At 52.3% G+C, this 23,017-nt stretch carries 15 protein-coding genes; 9 read left to right on the top strand and 6 right to left on the bottom strand.

Features of this window, described 5'->3' with window-relative positions; genetic code table 11:
* Positions 1-47 precede the first annotated feature (47 nt).
* From phnW to NNL21_RS25180, 4 genes are all read right to left on the bottom strand, one after another.
* Positions 48-1,214, bottom strand: coding sequence for a 2-aminoethylphosphonate--pyruvate transaminase (phnW, locus tag NNL21_RS25195; protein WP_204820181.1), 1,167 nt, complete (start codon positions 1,212-1,214; stop codon positions 48-50).
* A complete protein-coding gene (gene phnX / locus NNL21_RS25190) occupies positions 1,211-2,011 on the bottom strand; it encodes a phosphonoacetaldehyde hydrolase (RefSeq protein ID WP_204820180.1) in 801 nt (266 codons plus the stop codon). Before phnX ends, phnW begins: the two co-directional genes overlap by 4 nt.
* Before the next feature lie 137 nt (positions 2,012-2,148).
* Positions 2,149-3,942, bottom strand: coding sequence for a putative 2-aminoethylphosphonate ABC transporter permease subunit (locus NNL21_RS25185; protein ID WP_204820179.1), 1,794 nt, complete (start codon positions 3,940-3,942; stop codon positions 2,149-2,151).
* Positions 3,939-5,000 (bottom strand): ATP-binding cassette domain-containing protein, encoded by a 1,062-nt coding sequence (locus tag NNL21_RS25180; protein WP_204820178.1) that lies wholly within the window; start codon positions 4,998-5,000, stop codon positions 3,939-3,941. Before NNL21_RS25180 ends, NNL21_RS25185 begins: the two co-directional genes overlap by 4 nt.
* 330 nt (positions 5,001-5,330) lie before the next feature.
* Between NNL21_RS25180 and NNL21_RS25175 the strand changes: the two genes are divergently transcribed.
* Positions 5,331-5,801, top strand: coding sequence for a hypothetical protein (locus NNL21_RS25175; RefSeq protein WP_204820177.1), 471 nt, complete (start codon positions 5,331-5,333; stop codon positions 5,799-5,801).
* Positions 5,802-6,033: 232 nt separating this feature from the next.
* Complete coding sequence (locus NNL21_RS25170; RefSeq protein WP_204820176.1) at positions 6,034-11,772, top strand: HAMP domain-containing protein; 5,739 nt, start codon at positions 6,034-6,036, stop codon at positions 11,770-11,772.
* Between the two features lie 91 nt (positions 11,773-11,863).
* Here the strand turns inward: NNL21_RS25170 and NNL21_RS25165 are convergent, their stop codons facing one another.
* Positions 11,864-12,367 (bottom strand): ferritin, encoded by a 504-nt coding sequence (locus tag NNL21_RS25165; RefSeq protein WP_305880959.1) that lies wholly within the window; start codon positions 12,365-12,367, stop codon positions 11,864-11,866.
* A gap of 119 nt (positions 12,368-12,486) precedes the next feature.
* A complete protein-coding gene (locus tag NNL21_RS25160) occupies positions 12,487-12,714 on the bottom strand; it encodes a DUF1450 domain-containing protein (RefSeq protein WP_204820174.1) in 228 nt (75 codons plus the stop codon).
* Between the two features lie 283 nt (positions 12,715-12,997).
* Here NNL21_RS25160 and NNL21_RS25155 point away from each other — a divergent pair, with 283 nt between their 5' ends.
* From NNL21_RS25155 to NNL21_RS25125, 7 genes are all read left to right on the top strand, one after another.
* Positions 12,998-13,930, top strand: a complete 933-nt coding sequence (locus tag NNL21_RS25155) for a nucleotidyltransferase family protein (RefSeq protein WP_204820173.1) — start codon at positions 12,998-13,000, stop codon at positions 13,928-13,930.
* Entirely contained in the window at positions 13,923-16,841 is a 2,919-nt protein-coding gene (gene uvrA, locus NNL21_RS25150) for an excinuclease ABC subunit UvrA (RefSeq protein WP_256555460.1), read from the top strand. Before NNL21_RS25155 ends, uvrA begins: the two co-directional genes overlap by 8 nt.
* 262 nt (positions 16,842-17,103) lie before the next feature.
* A complete protein-coding gene (locus NNL21_RS25145; protein ID WP_204820172.1) occupies positions 17,104-18,330 on the top strand; it encodes an ROK family transcriptional regulator in 1,227 nt (408 codons plus the stop codon).
* A gap of 119 nt (positions 18,331-18,449) precedes the next feature.
* Positions 18,450-19,283, top strand: a complete 834-nt coding sequence (locus tag NNL21_RS25140; RefSeq protein ID WP_204820171.1) for a carbohydrate ABC transporter permease — start codon at positions 18,450-18,452, stop codon at positions 19,281-19,283.
* 41 nt (positions 19,284-19,324) lie between these two features.
* The gene (locus tag NNL21_RS25135) at positions 19,325-20,542 is read left to right on the top strand and encodes a beta-galactosidase (RefSeq protein WP_204820170.1); all 1,218 of its coding nucleotides are present in this window, start codon (positions 19,325-19,327) and stop codon (positions 20,540-20,542) included.
* Between the two features lie 62 nt (positions 20,543-20,604).
* The gene (locus tag NNL21_RS25130) at positions 20,605-21,978 is read left to right on the top strand and encodes an ABC transporter substrate-binding protein (protein WP_204820169.1); all 1,374 of its coding nucleotides are present in this window, start codon (positions 20,605-20,607) and stop codon (positions 21,976-21,978) included.
* Between the two features lie 70 nt (positions 21,979-22,048).
* Positions 22,049-22,960 (top strand): carbohydrate ABC transporter permease, encoded by a 912-nt coding sequence (locus tag NNL21_RS25125; RefSeq protein ID WP_204820168.1) that lies wholly within the window; start codon positions 22,049-22,051, stop codon positions 22,958-22,960.
* Positions 22,961-23,017 lie beyond the last annotated feature (57 nt).

Raw genomic sequence — 23,017 nt, 5'->3', positions numbered from 1 at the left:
GAAAACTAAAATGAATTGTCATTACTTTACGTTACTCGGTGATCCCGTCACGGCTCGGAACGCTTCGCTTCATATTGTGTAACAGCCTTGATTAAGCGCCGAATATCATCCGGGTATATTTCACCGATACTGCCAATGCGGAACGTATCTGCGGAGGACACTTTACCGGGGTAGATGACAAACCCCTCTTGTTTAAGCGCTTCATAGAAGGATTGGAACGAGAAGCTCTCGTCTTCCGGATAGCGGAACGATGTAATGATTGGCGATTGCAGTTCGCGTGGCAGCAGCGGCGTAAACCCCGCGGCTTCCATTCCCTCCACGAGCTTCCGTTGATTATCGGTATAACGGGTATGGCGGGCTTCGATGCCGCCTTCCAGCTCAAGCTCAATTAGCGCTTGGTCGAAGGCGCGGACAACGTGAGTAGGCGACGTATATCTCCATTTGCCCTGCATCCGCTCCATCGTATTCCATTGATCGTACAGATCAAGCGATAACGAGCGGGCATTGCCTCGGCATGATTCGATCACTTGCCTGCGTGCAAGGACGAAGCCGAAGCCCGGCACGCCTTGAATGCATTTATTGCTGCTGCTGACCAAAAAGTCGATTCCGAGCTCGGCGATGTCGAAGGGGATGCCGCCGAAGCTGCTCATCGCATCGACGATGAACGTTTTTTCGTGACGGCGGACAACCTCCGCGATAGCAGCAAGAGGATTGAGAATGCCTGTCGTCGTCTCGCTATGAACGACGGCCACATGGGTAATCATGGGATCCGCTTCAAGTGCCAAATCCAGCTTCTCTGGCTGCACGCTCGCAACCTCTCCGAAGGGGATAATGGTGGAAGAGATGCCAAGAATGTCTGCAATTTGGGCTATACGGTCTCCATATGCACCATTCGTGAGAACAGCCAGCTTGCCGCCATTGCAAGGAAGTGCGGTTCCGAGTGCGGCCTCTACGCTGAATGTGCCGCTTCCTTGCATGAGAACAGCAGTATACTCAGCTGGATTGGAAGGCGCTGCTAAGCGGACAAGCCGTTCGCGGATCGATTGGATGAGCTGGTTGTATTCGCTATCCCAAGTACACCAATCGCGCAGCATCGCTTCCTTTACGGTCGCGGTCGTGCTCAGTGGGCCGGGCGTTAGAAGCAGATAGGGATTCATATTCGGCATATTGGTTTTCACGTCTGACAGTGGACCGGGAGATAATGGCTTCATCATGGCTGTTCACCCCGCTTAAGTGCATGGTTAATGTGTGTAATAACACGATCCAGTTCCCCGATTTCCCGGATGATGTAATGGGCTCCGGCTGCAGTCAGACGGGTGGACACTTCGACATATAGCCGTTCACGCTCTGCAGCCGACAGTGCAGCGGTTTCCTCTAGGCTTAAGCCGGGCTCATTGCCGCCGAACACGACACCTACGGTCCATGCGCCGGCATGTCTTCCTTCGTACATATCCGCTTCCGTATCACCGCATTTAACAATAGCGTGCATCGGATAAATACCGAGCAGTTCAGCGACGCGATAAACCATCCAAGGATACGGCCGGCCGCCGCCGGGTACTTCATCCGGAGTTACAACCACATCGGGCGTATAACCGCGTTTTGCCGCTTCGGGTTTAATAATGTTCATCATGGGGCGGGTATAGCCTGTTGTGGATCCGATGGCGATTCCGCTAGCACGAAGCCGTTCCGTAAGTTCAATGGCCCCAGGAACAGGCTGGGCGAATTCATGGAGGATGGACATAAGCATCGGTTCGAACGTCTCATACATCTCGTCGATATCGGTTTCGTCGACCGGACGGCCATATTTCGCCGTCCAGGCATGTGCGACTTCCGGTGCGGCGCAAATGTCGCGGAGATGATCTTTCTTCATCCGTCCCATTGGACCACGGACAATGGAGAACGGGACATCGATGCCGCGCTCCAGGAATAAACGGCGGAATGCCTCCACCGGTGCAAAACTACCGAAATCAACCATCGTTCCAGCCCAATCCACGATCACAGCTTTGATCATTTTTTAATTCCTCCTAAAAGTTTTGTGAGCTCATCACTTTGGAGAAGCGAAATCGAGCAAAACTGACATCGAAAGCATAAGCTTCGTTTTGTGAGCTCATCGCTTCGGGGAAGCGAAATCGAGCAAAACTGACATGTTTAGCGCTCGCGCCAAGCGACCGTCTTGTGCCTAATACGGGCGGAATAGGCTTCGTAGAGCAGGCGGACGATCAAGTTTGTACAGATAATCAAGACGGACATGGCCGCCGCTTGAGCGGTGTCTCCGGCATCGTCCATACTGACAATGGCGACGGAGGCGAGCTTCAAGTCCGCACCGTAGAGAAAGATAACCGCAGAGACCGTAACCATGGCATTAATGAAGAAATAGATGGCCATCTCCATAATGGCTGGCAGCGATAGTGGCAAAGTTATTCGCATGAATGAACGAAGCCAAGAGACATTCATCGACAAGGATACGTTCTCGAATTCCTTGTCCATCATTTTCAGCGACGTTGTTGCAGTCATGAAGGGCACAGAGTAAAAGTGGGCGATATTCGCCAGCACAAGAATACTCATCGTTCCATAAATGACGTTCAACGGATTGCCGGGATCATTGAAGAAGAAAATATAGGCCAATCCGATGACAAGACCAGGCAAGGCAAGCGGCATGATGGAGAGAAAATAACCGGCTTGCCGTACCAACGGCAGGATGCGTATATGTTCAATCAGGTAGGCGAATAAAAAGGTGATGAACGTTCCTATGACGGCGGTTATCGCAGCCATGCGCAAGCTGTTCCAGAATGGCGCGAAGCCCCCTGCGGCTGAATCGGTAAATTTGTAGTTGTCCCAAGAGAACGTCATCTGATAGGGCCACACTTTCACAAGCGATGCGGTGACGACCGCCGCGAGCAAGGTGAGCATCGCCAGCGCAATCAATCCGGCGTACGTATGCGCCACGCCATTACGCATCCGATGAGGCCTCACGGCATAAGGCGTCGATCTAGATGTAACGTAAGCCTGTTGTCTGCGTGTGACGATCCGGTCGATAACGAATGCAAGGACGGCTGGGAGGGTAAGCACGATGCTGACGACAGCGCCCAAAGCCATATTTTGCTGGCCGACGACCTGCTTGAAAATATCTGTGGCCAGTACGTTGAACTGTCCGCCGACCACCTTCGGAGCGCCAAAATCGGTAAAGCTTAGCGTGGCGCAGACAATTATGGCGCTCATAAGCGCATATTTGACGGATGGCAATGTTACGGTGAATAGCTTCTTCAGCTTGTTTGCTCCAAGTGTCTCCGCAGCCTCATACAGCCGGTAGTCACTGATGGACAAGGCCGCTGTCAAGATGAGGAACGCCTGCGGGAACGTGTAGATGACTTCCGAAATAATGATGCCGACCGGTCCATACAGCGGAATGCGCAGTTCAAAAGGCAGCCAGCCGAAGAACCCCGTGGAGATGAGCCCTTGATGGCCAAATAAATACGTCAAGCCGATGCCGTGCATCATCGTAGGCGCGAATAACGGCAGCAGCGCTGCTGCTTTGTACAGGGATTTGCCGCGAATATCCGTGCGGGTCAGCACGTAAGCCAATAGAAACGCCAGCGGTACGGCAATGATCGTGGTCATGAATGAGACGAAAACCGTGTTTTGCAGCGACTGCAGTAGTGCCGGAGATTCCAGATAGGTTTGAAAATATGCTAGTCCTGCATAGCTGCCGTCTACAGTCAGAAAGGCTTGTTTGAAAATGGAAATGAGCGGTAAAATGATCAGCACCGTGAGCAACAGGAGCATGGTCAGAAGGGCAGCAGCTTGTATCCATTCGGCTGTGCCCCAGCTGCGCCGGAATCGCTCAAAGGTACGCTGAATCCTGCTGCCGGGTGCGGGTCCCCGGTTATCTGGCGGCAGCTGAGGCTGTGAGTCGATCCGTGCTGAGCTGTCGGTTCTAGTCATGGGCGAGCCTCAGCATACGCCCCGACTGCTTTAGGCGGATATTGCAGCAGACGGTCGGCAGGAAGCTGCAGTGTCATGACGGTATCGCGCTCTAGACGATACTGCTGGGCCACTTGTGCCGACACATCAACCGTCACCGCTGTAACTGCTGCACTGCCATTCTCGTCAATCGGCAGCAGGCTGATTCGATAGAAGGCTCCGCGAAATTCAATGTGCTGAACGACGGCACGGAAAGACCTGAAACCGTCGTCCATTGCATCTTCTGCTCCGTCAGGTGCGATAATGATGTGCTCCGGCCGCATGGCATAGAGCGGGTTATTCTTTTCTTGTACGGGGAAGAAGTTGATCGCCCCGATGAAGTCAGCGACGAAAGGCGTGTTCGGCCGGTCATAGACCTCCTGAGGCGTTCCGATTTGGACAACCTGGCCGTGATCCATGACGATGATCCGATCCGCCATCGTGAGCGCTTCCTCCTGATCATGAGTGACCATGACTGTCGTGATCCCAAGGCGCTGCTGCAGCAGACAAAGCTCTTCCCGCAGCTTGACGCGTACCTTCGCATCCAGGGCGGACAGAGGCTCGTCCAGAAGCAGCACCTCCGGCGACAACGCCACGGCACGGGCTAATGCGACGCGCTGCTGCTGGCCGCCTGAGATTTGCGATGGATAACGGTCACGGATCGCTTCCAGATCCATTAGCCGAAGCATTTCATCGAGCTTCGCTTCCACGTCTCGACGCGGTATCTTTCCTTTCAGCCCATAAGCGATATTGGCCGAAACAGTCATATTCGGGAACAGCGCGTAGGATTGAAATACGATTCCGAAGTTTCGTTTGGCTGCAGGAAGCGGCGTGATGTCGCGGCCTCCGAGCAGCACCGTTCCGCTGTCCGGCCGTTCCAAGCCGGAAATGATGCGGAGAAGCGTCGTTTTGCCACAACCGCTCGGGCCAAGTAAACAAGTGAATTTGCCTTTTGGAATGTCAATTTGAATGTCGCTCAATGCTTGAAAGGCTCCAAACGTCTTTCGAACATCGCGAATGGTCAGTCCCTCTGGATTCATAGCCAATCTCCTAACTCAACAATATAAAAGCAAGGTGAACGAAATCGATAACTTTGAAAAAGTGGAATTGGTTGGCTTCGCTTGGGTATTAGCGCTTCAGACATTCATAGTCTAAGGGATTAATGTAAATGAGGTGTAAAATACAAGTAAAGATTGTGTGATTTATTTTGGTTTATTGCAATTGGTTGTTATTAATAGGCAAGACGACGAAAATATACATTCGGTATCTCCGTCTAGAGACGGAGCCACAATTCCTTATTCAGACTGATACATCCCCGTCCTGCTTCGTTCATAATGGGAGAATATGGTTGAACGGAAGGTGGTTCACAGATGTTCGATTGGAGCCGTTTAGGGCGCATTGGAAGATATACGGATGGCATCAGTGGCGGAGCCGGAATTGATTATCAATGGCCGTCGGCGGGTTTTCCGGTTATTAGCATTCGTACGAAAGGAAGCGGGGCCGGCAAGCCAAAGGTAGCACTTGGCCTCATTGCGCTTGGCGATATTGCGATCGGCGTTGTTGCAGGGGGTGCAGTCAGTGTCGGTCTGTTCTCCTTCGGTGCGGTGGCGCTCGGCGGCCTGCTTGGACTTGGCGCAGTCGCGATTTCTAACGGACTCGCTTGCGGTGCGGTGGCGATTGGCGATCTCGCACTCGGCGCTGTCAGTATCGGAGAGTTGGCCTTGGGGGCAGTCGCGATCGGCGACACAGCGTTCGGCGCGGTTGCGGTTGGCAATCACGGCTTCGGTATCGTCCCTATTATCGGAGATATCTTCCGATGGTTCGAAAGACTCATTACATAATGTTCAGAAGGATAGGCGTCTTACCCTAGTCAGTTGGGGTAAGGCTTTTTTTGCGTGGAAGCTTACAAATTCCTTCATAAAAATTAGGGAATAGCTCTATGACGGGGGTTCGGCAATGCTTGCCAGATGACAGCGGGCCCGAATACTAGTAAAATATGGGGAGGAAGGTCGATCTATCTGTTTATTTATCATGCGATTTTTCATAATCCTTACACAGGAGGGAAAATAGTTCATGTCGGATCAGGAACAGAAGCGGGAGACCGTTCAAGATGGCATTGATGCTGGTGAATTGTTAAACGCCTTGATGGCGCTGAAGAAAGGCAATTTCTCATATAGAATGCCGTATGACCACACGGGTCTTGCGGGCAAAGTGGCAGACACATTCAACGAGATTATGGATATGCAGGAAAGCTTGGTTACCGAGGTTCAGACGGTTGCGACGATTGTCGGCAAAGAGGGAAAGCTGTCCCGGCGGTTTGTTCATAAGAGCACGGGCGGTTCTTGGGAGACGGTCGTCGAGTCGTTGAACGGGCTGGTCGTCGACCTCATTCAGCCGACCAGTGAGATGGTACGCGTTATTAATGCCGTTGCGCAGGGCGACCTTTCTCAGAAGGTGGAGCTGGAATTCGAAGGCCGGGCGCTGACCGGTGAATTCCAGCGGACCGCGACGAACATCAATATGATGGTTAATCAGCTCAGCACGTTCGCCTCCGAGGTGACTCGCGTTGCCCGCGAGGTCGGAACCGAGGGTAAGCTCGGCGGACAAGCCGATGTGAAGGGCGTGTCCGGCACGTGGAAGGATTTGACCGATAGCGTTAATAATATGGCGACCAACTTGACCGATCAGGTCCGTAATATTGCGGCTGTCACGACAGCCGTCGCCAATGGCGATTTGTCCAAGCAGATCACGGTTAACGCCAAGGGTGAAATTCTGGAACTGAAGAACACGATTAATACGATGGTCGATCAGCTCTCGACATTCTCTTCCGAGGTCACGCGTGTCGCGAAGGAAGTCGGGACGGAAGGCAAGCTTGGCGGACAAGCGGATGTGAAAGGCGTATCTGGAACATGGCGGGATTTGACGGAGAGCGTGAACTACATGGCGTCGAACCTGACGAATCAGGTGCGCAATATCGCTGTCGTGACGACGGCGGTTGCAAACGGCGACTTGTCGAAGAAAATTACAGCTGATGTTCAAGGTGAAATCCTTGAACTGAAGAATACGATTAACACCATGGTCGATCAGCTCAGCACATTCGCTTCCGAGGTGACGCGGATGGCGCGCGAGGTTGGCACGGAAGGTATACTCGGCGGCCAAGCCGAGGTTAGCGGCGTTGCGGGAACGTGGCGTGATTTGACGGAGAGCGTGAACTATATGGCGTCGAACTTGACGAACCAGGTGCGCAACATCGCGGAGGTGACAACGGCCGTCGCGAAGGGCGATCTGTCCAAGACGATCACGGTGGACGCTAAAGGCGAGATTCTGGAGTTGAAGAGCACCATTAATACGATGGTCGACCAGCTCAGCAACTTTGCATCCGAGGTGACGCGGGTCGCACGCGAAGTTTCCACGGAGGGCAAGCTGGGCGGACAAGCGGACGTGAAGGACGTATCCGGCACGTGGAAGGATCTGACCGATAGCGTTAACTTCATGGCGAGCACGCTGACCGACCAGGTGCGTAATATCGCCGATGTGACGACGGCGGTCGCCAAAGGGGATCTATCCAAGCAAATCACCGTGAATGCCAAGGGCGAAATTCTGGAGCTGAAGAATACAATCAATACGATGGTAGATCAGCTTTCTACATTCGCGTCCGAGGTTACGAGGGTGGCCCGCGAGGTCGGTACGCTCGGGATGCTTGGCGGACAAGCGCAGGTTAGAGGCGTAGCGGGGACATGGCGCGATTTGACGGAGAGCGTAAACTACATGGCGTCGAATCTGACGAACCAAGTGCGTAACATCGCTGTCGTGACGACGGCGGTTGCCAATGGCGACTTGTCGAAGAAAATTACAGCCGATGTCCAGGGGGAAATTCTGGAGCTGAAGAATACGATCAATACGATGGTGGATCAGCTCTCCACGTTCGCCTCCGAGGTGACGCGGGTGGCGCGCGAGGTGGGTACGGAGGGCAGACTGGGCGGACAAGCGCAGGTGAAGGGTGTCGGCGGTACGTGGAAGGATTTGACAGAGGGCGTTAACAGCATGGCCCGCAATCTGACCGACCAGGTACGGAATATCGCCGAAGTGACGACAGCGGTCGCCAAAGGGGATTTATCCAAGAAAATCACTGTCGACGTCAAGGGTGAAATTCTCGAGCTCAAAATAACGATGAATACGATGGTGGATCAGCTGAGCAACTTTGCTTCCGAGGTTACGCGGGTCGCGCGTGAGGTTGGCACGGAAGGAAAGCTCGGTGCCCAAGCTGACGTCAAGGACGTATCCGGCACGTGGAAAGACTTGACCGATACGGTGAACTACATGGCCAGCAACTTGACCGTTCAAATGCGTAATATCGCCGGCGTTACGACCGCGGTTGCCAATGGCGACCTCTCGAAGAAAATTACGGTCGACGTGAAGGGCGAGCTGTTCGAGCTGAAGAACACGATCAATACGATGGTGGATCAGCTCAATTCATTCGCCTCCGAGGTGACGCGGGTGGCGCGCGAGGTCGGCACGGACGGCAAGCTGGGCGGACAAGCCCAGGTGCGCGGTGTCGGCGGAATCTGGAAGGATCTCACCGACAACGTCAATATAATGGCGACGAACTTGACGGACCAAGTGCGCGGTATCGCCAAGGTCGTGACAGCGGTCGCGAACGGGAATATGAAGCAGAAGCTGACCGTGGAGGCGAAGGGCGAGATCGCCGAGCTGACCGATACAATCAACAGCATGATCGATACGCTGGCGACCTTCGCGGATCAGGTTACGACCGTTTCCCGCGAGGTCGGCGCGGAAGGCAAGCTGGGCGGTCAAGCGAACGTTCCGGGCGCGGCGGGGACATGGCGGGATTTGACCGATAATGTCAACTATATGGCCAGTACGCTGACCACGCAGGTGCGGGCGATTACGAATGTCGCGACGGCGGTAACCAAGGGGGATCTGTCCCGGTCGATCGATGTTGCCGCTGCAGGCGAAGTAGCCGAGCTCAAGGACAATGTCAATGAGATGATCCGCAATTTGAAGGAAACGACTCGAATCAACACGGAGCAGGATTGGCTGAAGACGAATCTCGCCAAATTCTCGCGGCTGCTGCAGGGCCAACGGGACTTATATGCCGTCAGCCGCATGATTCTATCGGAGCTTGCGCCGCTCGTGTCCATGCAGCATGGCGTATTTTATATTAATGAGCCGGGTAATGGAGAACCGGTGCTTGCGTTGTTCGCGAGCTATGCGTATCAGCAGCGTAAGCATCTGTCAAATGAATATCGTGCGGGGCAGGGGCTCGTCGGCCAATGTCTTATTGAGAAACAGCGCATTCTATTGACTAACGTACCGAATGATTACGTCGTAATCTCGTCGGGACTTGGCGAAGCAACGCCGCTTAACATTATTTTGCTGCCGATTATTTTTGAGGATCAAGTGTTGGCGGTGCTTGAACTGGCCTCATTCCGGGCCTTCAGCGAGATCGATATCGCTTTTCTCGACCAGCTGACAGAATCCATTGGGATCGTCATTAATACCATGCAGGCGAACCAGCGGACGGAGGAGCTGCTGATGCAGTCCCAGTCGTTGACCGAGGAGCTGCAGAAGCAGCAGATGGAACTGCAAAACACGAACGAGGAGCTGGAAGACAAAGCCAAGCTGCTGGTCATTCAGAAAGCCGAGGTGGAGAGCAAGAACGACGAGGTCGAGCTGGCGAAGCGATTCTTGGAGGAGAAGGCCGAGCAGCTGGCGCTGACATCCAGATACAAATCCGAATTCCTGGCGAATATGTCGCATGAGCTTCGTACGCCGCTGAACTCCTTGCTTCTGCTGGCGGAGCAGCTGGCCGAGAATCTCGATAAGAATTTGACCGTGAATCAAGTGAAGTTCTCGAAGATGATTCAAGAATCGGGGATGGAGCTGCTCAATCTGATCAATGACATTCTTGATTTGTCGAAGATCGAGTCAGGCACCGTCACACCGGACTATACCGATATGTCTATCACAGATCTCACAGCCGGGATGGAGCGCACCTTCCGCCATATCGCGGAGGATAAGAAGCTGGAATACCAGATTATAACGGAGCCGGGGCTTCCGAAGACATTCATGACGGATCCGAAACGGCTGCAGCAGATTATCAAGAACCTGCTGTCGAATGCCTTTAAGTTTACCGAGAAAGGCCAGATCACGATGCATATCCGGCAGGCGGCCGAAGGCTGGAGCGAAGGAAACGAGAACTTATCGCGTGCTCAGAAGGTATTGTGCTTCTCGGTCAGCGATACCGGCATTGGAATTCCGGAGGACAAGCAGCCGATTATATTCGAGGCCTTCCAGCAGGTGGATGGCAGTACGAATCGCGAATATGGCGGCACAGGTCTGGGCCTTGCCATATCTCGTGAAATTGCCGTGATGCTTGATGGGGAAATTACGGTCTCGAGCAATGTCGGCGTTGGCAGTACCTTCAATTTGTATTTGCCGATTGGCGGACTGCTGCCTGAGCCTGAAGCGGAACGGCCGAAGCCGAAATACGTGCCGGAGGTAATCGATGTCACGCCCGCACAGAAAACGCGCAGCTACACGCTTGATATGGAGAAGGGGATTACGGACGACCGGAATGATATCCAGCCTGGCGATCGTGTATTCCTGATCATCGAGGATGATATGAAGTTCAACGAGATTCTGCTTGATCTTCTGCGCAAGAAGGGGATAAAAGCGGTCATTACGACTACGGGCAGCAATGCGTTAGAGCTTGCGATAAAATACAAGCCCATCGCCATTACACTCGATATCCACTTGAAGGATTCGGATGGTTGGCTGGTCATTGACCAGCTGAAGAATGAGATGAACGTCCGTCATATTCCAGTGTCCGTTATCACGGTCGAGGAAGACGAAGTGGGGCTCAAGCAGAAGGGCATCTTCGACTTCATCTGCAAGCCGGTCACGCATGAAGCACTCGACAAAGCGCTGGATAAGCTGAATGAGTACGCAGCTTCGGATGTCCGGCAGCTGCTGATCGTATCGGGCGATAAAGACCGGCGGACGCAGTGGGTCGAGCTGGTGGACAACAAGGATGTGAAGATTGTGGCGGTGGACACATCACGTAAGGCGCTGAACCAGTTGAAGACGAAGAACTTCGATTGCATACTGGCGGATAACGAGCTTCCGGACACGGATATCGTGCGATTCGTTCGAGACGTGCAGAAGAACGCGACGAATAAGTATAAACCGATCGTCATCCACCGGACCAATAAGCTTACACCCGAGCAAGAGAATGCACTTGAAGAGCTGATGAAGTCGGCGGTCATCAAGGAAGTAAGGTCGCCGGTACAGGTTATCGAGGAAACCTCCTTGTATCTGCACCGCCATGCGGACAATCTTCCCGATGCGTCGAAGAGAGCGTTCGTCAAGATTCACCAGTCGGATGAGATGATTGAGTATAAAAAGGTGCTGGTCGTCGATGACGATATCCGAAATATATTTGCGTTGACGACGATTCTTGAACGTCACCAAATGAAGGTCATTCCGGCGGAGAACGGACATGACGCCATTGGCATTCTGGAGCAGAATCCCGATATCGATATCGTCCTGATGGATATTATGATGCCGGTGATGGATGGCTATGAGACGACGCGTGCAATTCGCCAGAAGCCGGTGTTCAAGGAACTCCCGATCATTGCGCTCACGGCGAAAGCGATGAAGGGTGACCGGGAGCTGTGTCTGGAGGCAGGCGCTTCCGATTACATCACCAAACCGGTTAATAGCGCCCAATTGCTCTCTATGATCCGCAGCTGGTTGGATTCGCAGGAAGAAACGGTGGACCAACCATAATTCATTTGGAGTATCTGAGGCAGCACAAAGAAACAGGACAGTCCCCATCCGGGGCTGTCCTGTTTCTTTGTATATGGCCTAGAGCACGCTGTTAGACCGCAGGAGGCGTGAACACACGCTGTGCGAATTCATTATCAAGCATGAAGAATGCGTTGCTGTCCTGGTCGATCCGCTTCAGCTTGTTAATGATGCTGTCGAACATGGATTCCTCTTCAACCTGCTCGTCGATGAACCATTTGAGAAATTGAATGGTCGCATGCTCGCGGTCGTTCATCGCAATATCGGACAGGTCATAAATACGGCGCGTCACGATTTGCTCGTGCTCATAAGCATGCTCGAATGCCTCGAGTATGGAACCGTATGCGTTCTTGGGGGTGTTCATGCCGGTCATGGAGACGCGTTTCCCCCGATCATTCAAATATTTGTAAATTTTCATGGCATGAAACCGTTCTTCCTCGGCCTGGACGATAAAGAAGTTCGCAAACCCGTCCAAGCTTTCTCCCGAGCAGTACGCGGCTATGGCCAAATAAACATGAGCGGAGTAAAATTCGAAATTCAATTGATCGTTCAGTGCTTGACTGAGCTTATCGTTCATCATGGGCCTCACGCACCTTTCTTCGGTAGTAACGACAGACAAGCCACTGCGCACGATGCATAGCAACGGCTGCGAGTGGCTGGACATCAGTCTCTATAGTGTATCACAATTGGGTGATTTTAGCCTATTCGCTTCTTTAATTCCTCATACAGCTTGTCGGCAGTGGGGGCGACGATAACCTCTTTCTTGCCGATCATGACAATGCACTGCTTGACGCATAGTCTGCAATTGCCGAGGCAATCCTTCTTCTTCTGCTTTAAATCCGGATATTCATTCTTGATTGTCTTATATACGGCTTTGGAGTCATGCCTGCTGAAATTTCGACAGCAGTATTTGATTTTCTTCATCTATCCGCACCGACCTTTCCGGGTGTGGTCTGCACTTTCTTTCTCAATGATATTCATTCTCATTCAATCTGTCAACAGGCATAGCGAAGTTTGGTTTGGTTCATGATCTTAGGATGAGAAACAATGGAAATCTAATATGGGAAATATGAAATGATCTTCCACTTATTTCTGTTTAGTGGTAATATAGGGAACGCTAGTTCGATCTCGGTCTGTCAGGCATCCTGTGAATGAAAGCGCTGCACCATGGGATCGGAAATTTATTGAAGGAGCGGATAATTACTTCATGAATACCGAGCTTCAGCAGACGTATCGCAATGTGATGGAGACGTTCGTCGAGCGGGTCCGGCAGGACAGCCATATTCTAGCTGTCTTTGTCGGCGGCAGCTTGTCGTATGACGAAGTGTGGGAGAAGTCCGACATCGATGTGTACATGGTATGCGATGACGAGAAACGGCCTTACGCAGCCTTTCATTTGGTAGAACAGGGCATCTGCATCAGTACCAACGTCGTGTCGCGCGCGGAATTCAGAAAGACGTTCGAACGGGTGATTCAAACCAGCTCACTCCATTCCTATCTGTACAAGAGTACGCTGGTCTATTGCAAGGATGAAGCGGTACGCGAGCTGTATGAGCAGCTGCGCTATGTGGGTGACCGGGATCGGTCGATCCAGCTGCTGCAGCTGGGGGCAGTCGCGATCGTGCAGCTGGAGAAGGCGGAGAAGTGGATCGCCGTGAAGCGGGACGCTGCCTACAGCTTCATATGGATGATGGATGTCGTGAGGAGCCTGGCTCAGATCGAGGTGGTCATGCACCGCGATATACCGACCCGAGAGGTTATTCATCAGGCACTGAAGTACAATCCGGTCTTCTTTGAAGCCATGTATACCGAGCTGGTGCACGGTCCGAAGAATGAGAGCATCATGCAGCATGCAGTGCGGCAGGCCGATGCCTATTTGATGGAGCGGAAGGATACGGTATTTCATCTCATCTTCGATTATCTGGCCGGCGAGTCGGATGTGAGGCCATTCTCGGAGCTCATGCTGCACATGAAGCAGAAGCACCGGATGGAGGATGGGCTCCTTGTTCATGCGACGGAGTGGCTTGCCGAGAAGGGATATATCTTTAAAGCTTCCTCTCCAGTACGGCTGACGCCGAAGAGCCGGGTGGAAGTGGATGAGCTGGCCTATTTCGATGGGAGGATGCATGGCGATGCATAAGATGATTTCCATTAAAGGCGCGCGTCAGAACAACCTGAAGAATATCTCGGTAGACATTCCGCGCGATCAAATTACGGTTGTGACGGGGGTTAGCGGCTCGGGCAAGTCGACGCTGGCCTTCGATGTAATCTATGGCGAGGGGCAACGGCGGTTTCTGGAATCGCTCTCCTCCAACTATGCGAAGCGGTATATTCCGCAGCTTAAGAAGCCCGATCTCGATTTCGTGACGGGCTTATCGCCCGTTGTCTCGATTGAGCAGAAGACGGGCGTTCCGAATCCGCGCTCGACCGTAGGCACGATGTCCGATATCTACGATTATGTGCGGCTGCTCTTCTCGGCACTGGGAACCGCGCACTGTCCGCATTGCCGGGATGAGCTGCCCATGAAGACCCCGGCTTCAATCGCCGAGCATATCCTGTCATTACCGGAGGGGACGATCGTCGAGCTGTATGCGCCTGTAAGCAAAATCTACGGGGAAGACTATTCCGTGCTGTTCGATGAAATCCGCGAGAAGGGTTATCGCAGGTTCAATATCGATGGCAAGCTTCACGATGCAAGCGATACGATTGAGCTCGATGAGCATGAGAAGTGCGACATTAAAGTATTGATCGATAAGTTTGCGGTAAGTCGGGACGTATATAAGGCGCTGGTCCGATCGGTTGAAGAGGGACTAAAGATTGGAGAAGGCTTTCTGCAGATCAGCTTTGACGACCAGTCTGCAAGCCAAGATTTGACGGAGCGGTTCTACCGCGGCTTCGGGTGTATCGAGCACCGGCTTGTGATGGGCGAGCTGCTGCCCTACTACTTCTCCTTCAATGACGCCGACAGCGCCTGCCGTACATGTATCGGTCTGGGTACGTACAAGTACGCCAAGCCCGAGCTGATGATCGATAACCCCGAGAAGAGCATACGCAAAGGGGCGCTCAGCGACCGGATCTACAAGCTGACGAATTCCCGGTCATGGCGGAATATGATCATCTACAGCCTCTCCGAGCATTATGGCTTCAGCCTAGACACTCCGCTTAACGAGCTGCCGCAGACGGCCGTAGACCTGCTATTCTTCGGCACGAAGGGTGAACGGTTTCCGTTTCTTGGCTCCGAGGATGGGGACCGCTCCCCGTGGATTCAGCAGCATGTCGGGAAGATGTTCACGTTCGAAGGGATCGTAGGGGAGATCGACCGCTGGTACCGGAATTCGCGTAAGAAGCAGGATGTGAAGGGCTACGAGGAGAGCATGTTCAAGAAGGTCATGGTGGAGCATATATGCCCGGAATGCAGCGGCACGCGGCTGAAGCCGGAGCGGCTGCTTGTCACCGTCGGAGGTATGAACGTTCACGATGCTTGTACGATGCCGATCGATGAGCTGAAGCCCGTTCTTGATGAAGTGAAGCTGAAGATGCCGGAGCGGATGCGGAGTGTGGGCGTACCGATCATGAATGAGCTGGTAGGCCGGATCGGGCTGCTGCTGGATATCGGGATTGGTTATCTCAACTTGAACCGGCGATCGGATTCCATCTCTGGCGGCGAGGCGCAGCGGATACGGCTGTCGACGCAGATCGGCTCGGGTCTCATGGGCATGCTCTATGTACTGGATGAGCCGAGCATCGGCCTTCATCCGCGCGATGGGCGCCGGGTCATCGATACGTTGAAGCGGCTAAGAGACACGGGGAATACCGTGATCGTCGTGGAGCATGATATCGATACGATCGCACATGCGGATCATGTCATCGAGATCGGGCCAGGGCCTGGCATTCATGGAGGGGAGATCGTCTCGCAGGGAACAATCGACGATCTGAAGGCCGATGTACATTCGCTTACAGGGCAATATCTCAGTGGACGAAAGACAATAACGCTGCCGATTCAGAGGCGAAGGCCCGATGGGGGCAAGCTGCGGATCGTAGGCGCCAGAGAGAATACGCTGAAGAACGTGACCGTCGACATCCCGCTTGGCGTGTTTGTATGCGCCACAGGCGTCTCCGGGTCAGGCAAGAGCAGCTTGATCAATCAGGTGCTGTACAAGAAGCTGTCGCATCTGTTTCATGACGTGCGGGTATTGCCCGGCGAGCATGATGCGCTGGAAGGACATGAGCTGCTGACGAACGTAATCAATATCGACCAGTCGCCGATCGGCCGGATGCCCACCTCGAACCCGGCGACCTATGTCGGCTTCTTCGACCGCATTCGTACGTTGTTCTCGTCGCAGCCGGAGGCTGTGGAACGGGGATATACCGATTCCTTCTTCAGCTTCAACACGAAGGGAGGCCGATGCGAGGAGTGCAAGGGCTACGGCACGATAACGACGCATCTGCAGTTCATGCCGGATGTCGAGTCGGTCTGTCCAACCTGCAAGGGCGCCCGGTATACAGCCGAAGTGCTGGAGATCAAGTACAAGGACAAATCGATTAACGACGTGCTGGAAATGTCCATCGAGGATGCGGAGAGCTTCTTCCAGGAGGAGAAGCTGATCGCGCATAAGCTGAACATTATGAATCAGCTCGGTCTGGGCTATCTCCAGCTGGGGCAATCGTCGACGATTATGTCGGGAGGCGAGGCGCAGCGGATCAAGCTGGCGGCTGAGCTGGGCAAGATCAAGCGCGGCGCGCATAATCTGTACATTCTCGACGAGCCGACGACGGGACTGCATCTGGCAGATATCCAGAAGCTGCTGGACTGCTTAAGCCGGCTTGTCGATGCCGGTCATACCGTGCTCGTCATTGAGCACAATCTCGACGTCATGAAGACGGCGGATTGGATCATCGACCTTGGACCGGAGGCAGGACGTCTCGGTGGTTCAGTCGTTGCGGAAGGGACGCCGGAGCAGGTCATGGAAGTGCCGGAATCGCATACCGGCTCCTGCTTGAAGGCTTATCTGCAGGAGCGGGGAGAGCTTCAGCCGATTCCGGTCGGTTAGCTGGTTTCGCTTACGGTCCCAATCCCGATGCGGCAGATCGGTCTCTCCCCATTTGTCCATGGGGTGAAGATGAAATAGAAGACAGTGAAGGCCATCCGCCCAGATCGGATGGCTTTCTGCGACTGATGCGCGGATAATCGTAGTGCCTCGCGGGTACAGATCCTCGTACAAGGATGAGATTTGCGCAATTTTGCAAAGGTAATAAGTCTGTTGTATGATTTGTTAGGAAAGATTATTAAGTCATACTGGAGGTAAGAGTGGATTGAAACAAGTCCCGGGAAATCAGAAGTTAATACGCTCTACGAATCAAAGGCTGATTCTCGATACGGTCAGACAGAGTGGTCCTATTTCGCGCGCCGATCTGGCGAAAACATTGAAATTAAGCGCCCCTAGTGTTTCGAGTAACGTAGAATCGCTTATTGCCTTTGGCGTCATCCGCGAGATCGGCATGAACGACGTGCCGTCGCTGGGCAGACCGCCGATGCTGCTGGATTTTGATCATGATTATGGAGCTGTCATGGCGATCGATATGGCAAGCGAGAATATCAAGATCGTGGTGGCCAATTTAATAGGGACGATCATAGGGGAAGCCACCTTAATGGTTCCATTGAATCCGAAGATCAAGAGCGATATGTTCGAATCCTTAACGGATAAAATGCGTCAGCTCTTGGAGAACTGCCAGATTAGCACGGATAAATTAAAAGCCATCTGCATCGGGACGCCTGGTATCCTCAATAAGGAGACCGGTTATTTCAAGATTGCTTCCCGATTCGAAGAATGGGAAACCTTGAATGTTCATGATCTCATCGAGAAGAAATTCAATACGAAGGTTATGGTGTTTAATGACATCAACTTGGTTGCAGTGGGTGAGAGCAGCCTAGGTGCCGGTAGAGGGTATAAAAACCTGGTCAGTATTAATATTGATATCGGGATCGGTGCGGCCATCATCATCGACGGCAAGCTGTACGAAGGCAATCGGCTGGCCGCGGGGGAAGTCGGCTATTGGATTCAAGGGATCCCTCATGCGGAGGACATGGATGATTTAACTCCGTATTATTTGGATACGCATATTTCCCTGTTTGCTCTACTAGCAACGATCAAGAAAGAGCTCCGCGAGGGACAAGCCAGCAGTATCGTGGACTATTGCGGGAATGATATCGATAGGATCGATTTCAATGCTTTCCGAATGGCGGTTGCCAATGGGGATCCGTATTGTTTGAACAAAACGAGAGAGCTCGTGCGTCATCTTGCTGTCGTCTTGGCGAATATCGGGTTATTATTAGACCTGGAAATTATTATTATTGGGGGCGAAGCCACGCAGTTGGGAGATGTTCTGCTTGATCCGCTCAGAGGAATGGTAAATCGAATGACACCGCTGAACGATACGACGATCGTTTATTCAGAGCTGGGGGAGAAATCCGGCATCTATGGCGGGCTCACACTCGCGTTAGAGGATGCGATGGAGAATATTCTTATCGAAGCCGAATAGGGGAAATGAAAAAGTATTGACACCGATCGTGTCACGTCCTATTATTAAGTTAACTTAATTAAGTAAATGGTTGTTTTGTTCATTAGCATGGGGAAAGAGAGAATTAACAAAAAAGGGAGGTGGGTTACCTGTATAAAATCACCAAAGCATTCATTCAGTTGGCGTTTCTCATCTATGCGATATCTATCATTTATCCATTCGTATGGATGTTTATCAACTCGTTGAAGACCGGACCGGAGTTTTATCAAAACATCTGGTCCCTCCCTCAGGAATGGAGATGGTCCAACTACGGGAAAGCCTGGTCGGAGAGCGGGCTCGGCACTTACTTTATCAACAGTCTATATCTGACGGGGGCGGGGACGGCGCTAGCGGTATTGTTCGCAGCAGCACCGGCTTATGCCGTCGCAAAATTTAAGTTCTTTGGAAGCGCCGTCATCTTCTTTCTTGCGGTCTCTACGTTCTTCATTCCTTCAGTGGGCTCCTTGGCAGCGTTGTACAAATTGATGATTGATTTGCATCTATTCAACTCGCATCTTGGTTTGCTTGTTCTGTACTCCGGCGGGCTGGGCATGAACTTCATCATTTTATACGGATTCTTCAAGGGAATCTCATGGGAGTACGCGGAAGCGGCCTATATGGACGGCGCGAATGATTGGCAGGTCTTCTTCCGCATCATGCTTCCACTGGCCAAGCCGGGCTTGACTGCGGTAGGGCTGGTCACGATGATCGGCATCTGGAACGACTACTTTATGCCGTACTTGTTCCTGCAGGATTCCAAGCTGTTTACGATTTCAGTCGGCCTGTATGATATGGTGCTGAAGCAGCAGTATGCAGCGGATTGGACCACCTTGTTCGCTGCACTGACCCTTTCCACCATCCCGATCCTTATCGTGTATTTATGGCTTCAGGATCGGCTGATTAGCGGATTTACGACGGGTGGGTTGAAGGGTTGAAGATACGAAGCGTTCTACTGCTTATAGGAGGGGTACTGCTTATGCTAACGGGCTGTCAGAAAGATGCGAACGTAGAAGTGGACCCTAGTGAGAAAACCTTTCCGATCGGGTTATGGGTATCGCCTCCACTGGACCAAATCACCATGGAGCGTTACGCGGAGATCAAGGAGTCGGGCATTAATTTCATCAGCGGCTTCACCGAACACTTGGGTGGCGAGAAAGCGATTAAGCAAGCGTTGGACTACGCAGAGGCGAATGGCATCAAGATGCTCGTTCGCGATCCAAGGCTGGACGCGCTGACCGAAGAAACGATGGGTGAACTCGCCTCGATTGTAAGCGCGTACAGCGATCATCCGGCGTACATGGGGCAGATGGTGGACGACGAGCCTTCCATGAATGAGTACAAGGCGCTCGCTCCACTTGCGGAAGCGTACCGAAAACAGGTTCCGGGCGGGATACCCTTCGTGAATTTATTTCCTACCTATGCGTCACTTGAGCAGAAGGGAGGCGATTACCGAAGCTATCTGGATGAATATTTCGATACCTACAAGCCCGAGGTGCTCTCGTACGATCATTACCCGTTCTTGAAGAAAGCGGAGGACGGCACGGCAGGCATCACGGAGGATTATTTCTATAATCTCGAGCTGATCCGCCAAAAGTCCTTGGAGCAAAGCGTGCCCTTCTGGTTGTTTATTCAGACGCTGTCCTTCAATAACTCGCATCGCGACCCGAGCGGTGAGGAAATACTGTGGCAGGTCTATACGAGCTTGGCTTACGGCGCCAAGGGGATTCAGTACTTCACGTACTGGACGCCTCAATCGGGCGCAGAAACGTTCGGGCCGGCTATGATTGACCTCGATGGTAATCGAACCAAGCATTACGATGAGGTGAAGTCGGTCAACGCGGACATCACGCGATTCGCTTCCCGTCTGCTTGATTGGACTTCGCTCGGGGTAACCCATTATCCGTCGAATCCGCCATTAATCGAAGCAACGTCTGCCGACACCCAAGTTGTTTCCGGCATAGCAGGCGATGCCGTCATTATCGGTTATTTCAAGGATGAAGACGGCAATAAGAAAGCGATCGTTGTGAACGGGAGTTATGAGAAAGAAGCGGTCACAAAGCTGACACTGGATCCATCGATCGACAAGCTCACGTTGTGGGACGAAGCCGAGCCTCGGGAGACCGCCGTAGAGGATAACCGGTTGACGTTAAACCTGGCACCCGGGGCGGGTGTTCTGGTCGAGTTCTGGGAATAAAGCATGGGCTGCTCGGAGGGCTCGTTGTTTTATATAAAAAACAATAATAAGGGGTGTGTGGCATGAAAGCAAAGCTTCTTAACCGATTTTCCCTTTTAATCACCGTAATCTTCGTATTATCACTTGTGTTGAGTGCTTGTTCCGGATCAAACGGAGCGAATAATTCTACGAACGCCGGTAATACGGGCGGTAAGCCTGCAGAAGGTGCGGAAGGGTCTTCCGAGGAGCCGAAGGTATTGAAAGTCGCCTTTTTCCAAGGGGGATACGGCGATTCCTGGTTTAAGGAACTGAAGAAGGAATTCGAAGCAGCTCATTCGAATGTGACGGTCGAGCTGGAGGGTGACCCCGGCATTATGGACAAGATGGGACCGCGCTTCGAATCCGGAGCAAACCTGCCGGATATCGCATTCTTGACGAATACGAACTGGCAGCAGTGGGCTTCACAAGGCTACTTAACGGATCTTACGGACGTCTTCGAAAGCTCGATTAAAAGCCAGCTGAACGAAGCCGGACAGAAATACGCGATCTATCAAGATAAAGCCTATGTGATTCCATGGTCGGACGGCGTTCTGGGCATGGCGTACAATAAAGGCATGTTTGAGGAGAATGGCTGGAAGGTTCCTGAGACGTGGGCCGAATTCAACGAGCTTGCGCCGAAAATCAAAGCGAAGGGCATTGCGCCAATCGTATACCCGGGCAAAGTCATCGGGTACTGGGATTTTGTCGTGAAGCCGATGATCGTACAAGCCGGCGGATTTGACTATTTGGATCAACTGCTGACGATGGACAATCCCGATGTATTGAATAATCCTGCTAAGCTGACTGCACTTCAAAGTTTCGAGAATCTGTTCAAGAATGATTGGATACTGAAAGGCTCGGAAGGACTTAATCATACGGAATCCCAGATGGAGTTCGTGAATGGCAAAGCGGCCATGATACCGAATGGCAACTGGCTCGAGGCCGAGATGAAGGCTTCCACGCCGGAAGGCTTCCGGATGGCGATGATGAAGGTGCCGGCCATTGAAGGGGCGAAGGAACCGAACGTTCAATTCAGCATGGTCGGGGACATCACGGTCATTCCTGCCAAGGCCAAGGAGCAGGAGCTAGCCAAGGAATTCCTTACGTTCGCTTCGTCCGAAGCGATGAATCGGAAGTTTACGGAGCTCACCGGCAACTTCAGACCTTTCAAATACTCGCTTGAAGGCATCGAGGTATCCGAATTTACACAGAGCGTGATGGATATTATGCAGAACAACAAGCCATTTACGTTCAACACGACGAGTCCGATGTTCATGAAGATGGGACTTTATCCTGCAGGTGACGCCTACGGTAACATCGTGTTTGGCTCTAAGACGGCTGAACAGCAGTTCAACGAGGACGTAAAGTTTGCCGCAGACAAGTGGGATAAGTATAAAGAAGAATTAGGCCTCAAGTAATCATGAGAATCCGAGGAGGGGCTGGCGCATAAAGGCGGCTGGCTCCTGACTCGGCCGAGGGAGGGAAGAGATGGGGATTTTTGCGAGTAAGACCAAGCGAATGCGATTTTGGTTTCTGTTATCCATGACGCTGTACCCCGTCTTGCATTTTTTAGTATTTACGGTCTACGTTAATTTCCAAACGATCTTATATTCCTTTAAGCGATGGAATGTTGCGACGGGCAATATCGACTGGGTCATGTTCGAGAATTACGCGAATATTATCGATCGTCTGTTTACCGACCAGTCCTACAAGTATGCCATGTTGAATACAATGCTATGGATTCCGTTAAACGTTCTCGTGTTAACGCCGATCGCCGTCTTCGTGGCCTATATGTTTTCGAAGAAAATGAGATTTCATACCTTCTACCGAATCGTCTATTTCTTTCCGTCCATTATTTCGATCGTCATTATTACGATGGTATTCTCCTTCATGTTCAGTCCTAATCTGGGCATCGTGAACCCGATTCTGGGGTTGTTTGGATTAGAGAGCCTGCAGCGGACATGGCTTGGGGACCCGAGCACTGCTCTGGGGACGGTCTTCTTCTTCTGCATCTGGGCGGGCATCGGGTTCCAGGCGGCCATTCTGCTTGGGGCCATTAGCCGAATTCCGAATGATTTGTACGAAGTAGGGAAGCTGGAAGGGATCACGCCGGGCAAAGAATTGATTAAGGTCGTCGTACCCATGATATGGCCAACCATATCCACCTTGGTCATCATTGGCACAAGCGCATCCTTCACGATCTTCCTGCAATCCAAATTGTTGACGAACGGCGGACCGAACTATTCGACGAATACGGCTGCCTTGCAAATTGTTTCTCTTGTCACGAAGGGCGATTATGGGAATGCGGCTGCATTCGGTATTATTCTCGCGATTATTGGATTCATCGTTACCTGGACGATTAAGTACTTCTTAGACAAAAATCAGACAGTCGAATATTGACTGTCTGGTTCTCTGGGGTGGAAGGCTTGAAGGATCAATAATAATTTGAGGGAGGAA

This window comes from Paenibacillus mendelii, assembly GCF_024498075.1.
GTDB classification, from domain to species: Bacteria; Bacillota; Bacilli; order Paenibacillales; family Paenibacillaceae; genus Paenibacillus_Z; species Paenibacillus_Z mendelii.
Note: the sequence above shows the minus strand (reverse complement) of the source record. Positions and strands in the feature narration are given on the sequence as shown.